Genomic DNA, 6,434 nt, shown 5'->3' with positions numbered 1-6,434 from the left:
CGCCCATGCGAGGTTGCCAAACCCCGAGCCGGAACTTCGGCCCGCTGCAACACCTGGCGATCGATCGATGGTCAGAGTCGTCTGGAGCGGCGTACAATATGGGCTCGTTGCGACCACTGAATTTCTTTGGGAATGTCGATGCGATCAGCAATCTCGTGACGCGGTGTATACAGCACCCTCAACGCTATGCGGCAGGCGACTATGCCGGTCCCAGGGCCGCGCGGGCGGAGATGGGGAACATGGCACACAGCCTGCAGGAGGCATCGCGGCCATGCGCCAACCAGACCGTATCATCCGCCTGGACACCGTCCGCGACCGGACGGGTCTCTCAAGGTCCACCATCCATCGCAAGACCGCCGATGGCACCTTCCCGCCCCCAGATCGGGACAGCGTCAACGCACGGGCTGGCGGGAAGCGAAGCGGGCGCGGCCTCGATGGCGTCTGATCGCAGCACGCGTTCCCGCTCGCGGCGCGTCAGGCCGTCCACGGCGTCGGAGCAGCTTGAGATCCTGTTGGGCTATCCGTGGCCGTCACTTGGACCGTCACCGACGACTGGCCGACCCAGTCACCGCCACGGAGGCCGGGATCGAGGTGTTCGAGCAATGGTTCGGCGACCTGTTCGATGAGTTGTTCGACCCCAGCGGCTGATGCTCCAGGCGTCGAAATCGGCGTTGAAATCCGCCTTTCAATGGATTACATGTGGTCACATATGTCTACATATGGAGCGCGGCATGCTGACCATCAACCTCAGAGACGCCAAGGCTGGATTCTCCAGCCTCGTTGATGAAGCCGTCAAAGGAGAGATCGTGACCATCACCCGTCATGGCAAGCCCGTTGCGGCCTTGGTTTCGGTCGAGGCGGCGGAGATCGCGCGCAAGGCGCTCGATCGCAAACGGGCGGGCCTTGTCAGCTATCTCAGGACATTCCCAGGCGGAGAGTTCCCGCGCAACCGCAAACCATCGCGGGATCTCGAGCTTTGAGCGGCTTCCTTCTCGACACCAACGTCGTCTCCGTGCTGGCGCCGTCGAAGTCGGAAGCATCCGCTGATTTCCTCACCTGGCTGGACCGCATGGACGCCGATGGACGGCTATTTCTGTCGGTCGTCTCCATCCATGAGATCGAAAAGGGAATCGCGCTCCTCGACCACAAGGGGGCGACGGCGAAGGCCGCGAGCCTGAAAGCATGGCTCGGTGGCCTTGTCTCCACATACGATGACAGGATCATTGGCTTCGATGCGCAGGCTGCCGCGATCGGCGGGCGGCTGGAAGCGAAGGCGCTTGCGGCCGGTCACGACCCCGGCATGACTGACGCCGTGATTGCCGGGACCGCCGCAGCGCATGAACTCGTCATCGTCACCCGCAACACGAAGCATTTCCTGCCATTCGGTATCGCCGTGTTGTCGCCTGACGAGGCTGCCGCACAAGGAGGCCCGGCATGACCGCTTCCACAATCCTCCTGCGCGCCGCCCTCTACCTGCACGTCTCCACGGCACGGCAGGCCGAGCATGACGTTTTCGATCCCCGACCAGAAGCGGCAAGGCGAGGCTTATTGCGCCTCACGCGGCTACCAGTTTGTCCAATACAGATCCGTCTATAGGCTCGGCAGGCAAAGCTCCGGTCACATTTCTTACCTGCCGTCTCCACGAGAATGCCGGTCTCCCCCGGCACTTCGGTCACGCGGTCGCCGTTGGCTTACTGAGTATCGATCAATTTCATGACAGCGGCGACTGTTACGACCAGATGGCGGGGAAGATATTTGAAGAGTCTCAGTGCCGAGACGCAGAGTCCCGGGGCGCCGAAAGGACAGCGGCAGGGTACGATGCCTGTACGCCCAGGCTGAGGCACATTCCGGAAATGTTCTTAAGGACGGCGTTGCAGGCATCTTGATTCAGTTGCCTACAACGAGTGTCGCTATGGCATAATACGAAGAACAGCCCATCGTTTATCCAAACAATCTACGCCGATCTCGTGCATCATGCGTGGACGGGCAACATCTGTGCGCTGACTTCGCAAGGTGGTTCCGCATACTCCGCGAGGTGAAAGGCCGTCTCTATTGGTATTGGCAGCCGCCCACGGCGGCCGACGGCAAGAGGCCGTCCGCCAAATACATCGGCCCTCGACAGCGAATAAACCCGCAACCCCCTCCCGGAAATGCAGGATAACGTCGAGAACCGCGACAGCGGCGGGACATGGTTCGAGCGCAGCGTGCGGCTCGACTTTCCGTGCCCGATGCGATGTCCGGTAAGATCATGGCGGCTATGGCCGGTGCGGGCGGCTTCCGGCTAAGGGCGGCTGTAGTCGGTTCTGTGGCGTTCCAGACGTACCCAGCGATGCTGGGTGTCCACGTCCCCTCCACTTTGAGCCGAACCGGTGATCTCGATATCGGCCAATTCCAGTCGATTACCATTGCCGTCGAAGAAGAGATCGATCCCGACCTCGAGCCCGTGTTGAAAACGGTCGAGAAGCGTTTCGAGGCGATCCCCTAAGCTAATACAGCCTCTGAACCACTCCAAGAGCCCAAGCTCGGCCCCACTCTTCGTTTGGAGTGCGATGGTCTCCCGAGCGTCCGAGCGAGGGCGCGTTGCCGCCATCTGATGCCCCGATCGACCGTCCGGTTTCAGGAGAAGGCATTCCGCCAGGAGGTCCGGCTTGCAGGCGCACAGCAGACGGGCTTTGGCCGGCTGACTACCACACACTCTTCGCACCTAATCGCGGAGAGGCCTATGGCGAGGCCTCCGGCATAGTTCGCTTGGTACCAGTCCGGCCATGATCCATCCGATAGCGGAATCGCCATTCGTCGCTGCAGCGGGTGCGGGCAGGATATTTCCTACTGCACGTCAGCAGGGGTCTCCAGGATCGGACTTCCAGGGTCGAATTCCTCCTGCTCGTGCGCGAGACCGCTCGCGGTAAGGAAGTCAGCCAAGCCGGCGATCGCACTTGCGCGCATGTCGCCGGCGGGACCGGCAACGCCAGGCGAGGGTTTCCCGAAGCGCCTGAGCAGTTCAGGATCCATCATATGGGGGCGCAGCGGAATGTCGACGCCGGCAAGATGCCTTTCAAGATGCTGGAATATACGGACGCCTCCAGCGTCCATATCTCCCCAGTGAAACGTCGGCACCCGCAACTGGGCGGCCAGCCTTGTAATGGTGGCAAGCGTGGGTCGCGAGGGGAAGCCACCGGAATAGATGACGAGGGCCCGCTCGGCCCGTGCGACCTCCCGTATGTGCCGCACGAATGACGTGAAGTTTTCGATCGTCAGGATGTAGTCGGGCTTCGTCAGGAGACCGATCCCACCGGCGCAATCGGTCGGTATTCCGACATAGGGCATCGCCGGAAAAGGTAGCCCGTCGAGCGATACGTCGCCGTGCAGCAGGATTGGCTGCGGCAAGCGCCTGATCCCTGCGCTGGCAAGCATTTCCTCCGGATCGAGCCGAGCCTGTTCCTCCATGCCCGCGAAGATCTTCATCATTGCTGCAGCGACTTGCCGGACATTCTTCTCCAGCGCCTTGCTGTCGCCGACAGTCAGCCGCGAGAATGTCCGGAAGTCCTGCTCCCCTTGCGGATCGCCCGATATGCGGCCGCATACCGCGATGGCGAGGCCGATCACGTTTGCAAGCGTTTGCCTGTCCCCGTTGCGGATTCCGATATGGGACACGCCCCGCGCCCAGGCTGCGACGACGTCGTCGATCAAGCCCACGGCGCCGGCCGGCAGCCCCGGCTGCGACCGCAGTTCTGAAACGGCCTCGCGTGCCAGTTCGTCGGCCGGCTGCCGTTCGACCTTCCGGTAGAGCACCCCGGCATCCTTCAGACGTACGCTGGTGACCCGGCGCTCCGTCTTGGGGCCGGTCTGGATCAGCTCGAGCCCGCCTGCCTGCTGCAGCACGGCGAGTTCCTCGTCGAAGGAGTCCCGCAAGTCCATGTTGGCAAAGCCGTCCTCATCGATCATTGCGATCAGGTTTCGTGCAGCGGGGCGGCGCTCATACCGGGCAAGCAGATCGTCGATGAGCGAACCGACGGTCGAAAACCCGCGCCGGCTCATTCGGCGGCACTCGCCCTGAGGCCGAGGCGCTCGGCGAGTTCGTCATCCGTAGCGTATTGCGGGTTGGCGGCACGCATCTCCTCGCGGACGCGGTCCTTGATCCGGATGGTCTCGGCAAGGGAAACGTCGCCGCTGCGGAACACGTCGATAATATAATCCAGGTTTTCGTAGACGACCGCGCGTTTCTCGGTCGGCGCGGCGATAACGACCTGAAGGCCGATCGCGCGGTAGAAGTCGAGCAGTGTCCGCTGGTTGGGGCCATCCATTTTGCTGAAGGCCTCGTCGAAAACGGCTAGGCCCATCCCCAGATCGCCGGGAACGGTAGCCTGGCGGACGCCGTGATAGCTGCTGGCGAGAGCCGCTCCGATGACGACATAGAAAGGCACCTGACGTTCGGCACCGCTGGCCACACCGCGTCGGCGATCGAAGCTGGTCGTGCGCCCGGTGGCAATGTCGCGCATCTTGAGGTCGTAGGTGAAATAACTGCGATAATCCTGAAAGACCGTGAAGTCGAAGGATTCGTCGGCGAGGAGCCGTTCTATCTGCCCGAGCGCTCGCGCGTGCCGCTCGTCGCGGGGCTCGGCTCGTCCGAACAATGCGTCCAGCACGCGCTCGTCGGTCTCACTGTCCTTGGCCAGATGATAGAGGTCGTCGAACTCCGGTTTGACGAGCTCCGTCAGGCGGTAGATCTCACCGTGAAGAGGGCGCGTACGGAGCGCCGCCGACAGCTTCTCCATCTCCGAATGAAGCTGCCCAAAACGACTGTTCAACTCGTGAATGAAGGTCGTCTTGAAAAGACGCGAAACCCGATCCAGCGCCTCGTCGGCGTGCTTGCGGTAACGGATGAGCTCGTTGTCTTCCAGCATGGCAATGCCATCCGACACCCACGGTTTCACGGTGCCGATGATCGGCACTTCGGCATAACCTTCAAGTGCATCGGGGAAGTCGATGGCATACCTCCCAAGAGCTGACCTGATTTCGAGGCCGAGTTCCCGATGCCCCTGCCTTGCCTCGTCGGCTGCCTTCGTCATGTCGGCAGCGATCCTGGCCGGATTTTTGGCCGGATGCCCTCGATACCGTTGGCGCAGCGATCGCACTTGTGCCGCAGAAGTAACGACACTGCGGAACTGCTGGCGGCGATGGGCAAGACACAGGTATGAGCCGACGCTCTGGTCGCCAGCACCCAGTCTCGCCCTGACCTCCTCGATCTTCGCTTTGAGCGCCTCGCGGCTACCGATCAGCTCGTCGCGAGTTATGTTGAGGCTCTTCAACGAGGCCTGCGACCGCTTTTCGGCGTCGAGCAGTTCGGGGTCGACCTGGGCGGATATTCGATCGAGCCGGCGCCGCGCGTCGGCACGCCTGTCCGCCAGATCCCCCAGCGCGACTGCGAGCGCCTCTAGCCTGTCTTTTTCATCAACTGGCCTGCTGCAATCCTCGAGCCGTCGGATCGCATCCTCGAAGAAACGTTTCTTCTCAAGATGAATCCTCAGAAGCTGCGAGCGCTGTTCTATGCGCTCCCGCAGCGTGGCCTCCATCAGCGGTGCTGCAGCCCGGCCGATCTTGAGGCCGTCCGGCCGGCGCATCTCGGTGATCAGGCCGTCGTAATATGCGCCGTCGGCCATCACGGCGCGGCCGCCGGACAGGAGCTCATCCTGGTTCTCCGCAAGCCGGACATTGCCTATCCTGAAGACAACGAATGCCATGGCCAGTTTATCGTCGCTGCGGATCATCGAGGCCAGCGTGCCACCTTCGGGCGCGGTCGACCGCGACTGGAGCTTGCGGGTGTTGACCACGCGGCATCCAGGATAGGCGTCGCGTCCGTGCCGCAGGATCTCGGTCGCTCGATAGGCGTGCTCCGGATCAACGATGACAGCCTCACGATCGCGGGTGAGCAGCGCCTCGAGCGCGTTGCGCCACCGCTCGTCCACGACGTCGGCGACCTCGCACAGCGTGCGCGGCGTCATGCCCTCGCGGCGCAGGGCCTCCATAAGCCTCGAGGTCGCGGCATTGAGCGTGATCTGCCCCTGTCTGGCGCTGGCAAGCTGTTTGCTGTCCTCGGCTGTCTCGGCCTCGAGCTGTCTGATCCAGCCGATGGCCTCGTCCCGCTGGTCTGTCGCCTTTTCCGACCGGGCTTTCGCCGCTTCGGAGACTGCGTCCAGCAATTCGTCCATCTTCGCCGGATCGCGTGGCCAATCGGGCGGCGCGAGCCCGCGGCTGGCCTCCTCCGCGCGCGCGCGCGCGGGGGACCGCGCGCCCGGGGTTTTTGGGGCCCCCCGGGCGGGCCCGTGCCGGGGGGGGGGGGGCGGGCCGGGGGGGGGGGGGGGGGGGGGGGTGGTGGGGGGGGGGGGGGGGGGGGGGGGGGGGGGGGGGGGGGGGGGGGGGGGGGGGGGGGGGGG

Annotated in this window: 5 protein-coding genes and 1 pseudogene; 4 read left to right on the top strand and 2 right to left on the bottom strand. The window is 63.6% G+C overall.

Translation table 11 applies throughout. The annotated features are described in order from the left end of the window. Positions 1 to 271: 271 nt before the first annotated feature. The 4 genes and pseudogenes from L4923_RS30400 to L4923_RS30385 form a co-directional block, all read left to right on the top strand. Positions 272 to 417: pseudogene (locus tag L4923_RS30400) on the top strand (helix-turn-helix transcriptional regulator); the annotation flags it as partial. Between the two features lie 314 nt (positions 418 to 731). Then, positions 732 to 980 carry a type II toxin-antitoxin system Phd/YefM family antitoxin gene (locus L4923_RS30395; RefSeq protein WP_239370825.1) on the top strand — a complete coding sequence of 83 codons (249 nt, stop codon included), beginning with the start codon at positions 732 to 734 and terminating at the stop codon, positions 978 to 980. Then, on the top strand, positions 977 to 1,438 hold the full coding sequence (locus L4923_RS30390) for a type II toxin-antitoxin system VapC family toxin (protein ID WP_239370824.1): 462 nt from the start codon (positions 977 to 979) through the stop codon (positions 1,436 to 1,438). Before L4923_RS30395 ends, L4923_RS30390 begins: the two co-directional genes overlap by 4 nt. Before the next feature lie 750 nt (positions 1,439 to 2,188). Further along, on the top strand, positions 2,189 to 2,485 hold the full coding sequence (locus L4923_RS30385; protein WP_239370823.1) for a GSU2403 family nucleotidyltransferase fold protein: 297 nt from the start codon (positions 2,189 to 2,191) through the stop codon (positions 2,483 to 2,485). Positions 2,486 to 2,826: 341 nt separating this feature from the next. On the opposite strand, the gene L4923_RS30380 is transcribed toward L4923_RS30385, so the two are convergent. Beyond that, on the bottom strand, positions 2,827 to 4,038 hold the full coding sequence (locus tag L4923_RS30380; protein WP_239370822.1) for a Wadjet anti-phage system protein JetD domain-containing protein: 1,212 nt from the start codon (positions 4,036 to 4,038) through the stop codon (positions 2,827 to 2,829). After that, on the bottom strand, positions 4,035 to 6,434 hold a 2,400-nt coding region (locus L4923_RS30375), incomplete at its 5' end, for an SbcC/MukB-like Walker B domain-containing protein (RefSeq protein ID WP_275448657.1). The genes L4923_RS30375 and L4923_RS30380, both read right to left, overlap by 4 nt.

It is taken from the genome of Terribium retamae, from assembly GCF_022347545.1.
GTDB lineage: Bacteria > Pseudomonadota > Alphaproteobacteria > Rhizobiales > Rhizobiaceae > Mesorhizobium > Mesorhizobium retamae.
Note: the sequence above shows the minus strand (reverse complement) of the source record. Positions and strands in the feature narration are given on the sequence as shown.

Bases quoted from the DNA above. Each gene is read 5' to 3' on its own strand.
- L4923_RS30380 (WP_239370822.1), bottom strand. From the start codon at position 4,038: ATGAGCCGGCGCGGGTTTTCGACCGTCGGTTCGCTCATCGACGATCTG.
- L4923_RS30395 (WP_239370825.1), top strand. From the start codon at position 732: ATGCTGACCATCAACCTCAGAGACGCCAAGGCTGGATTCTCCAGCCTC.
- L4923_RS30385 (WP_239370823.1), top strand. From the start codon at position 2,189: ATGGTTCGAGCGCAGCGTGCGGCTCGACTTTCCGTGCCCGATGCGATG.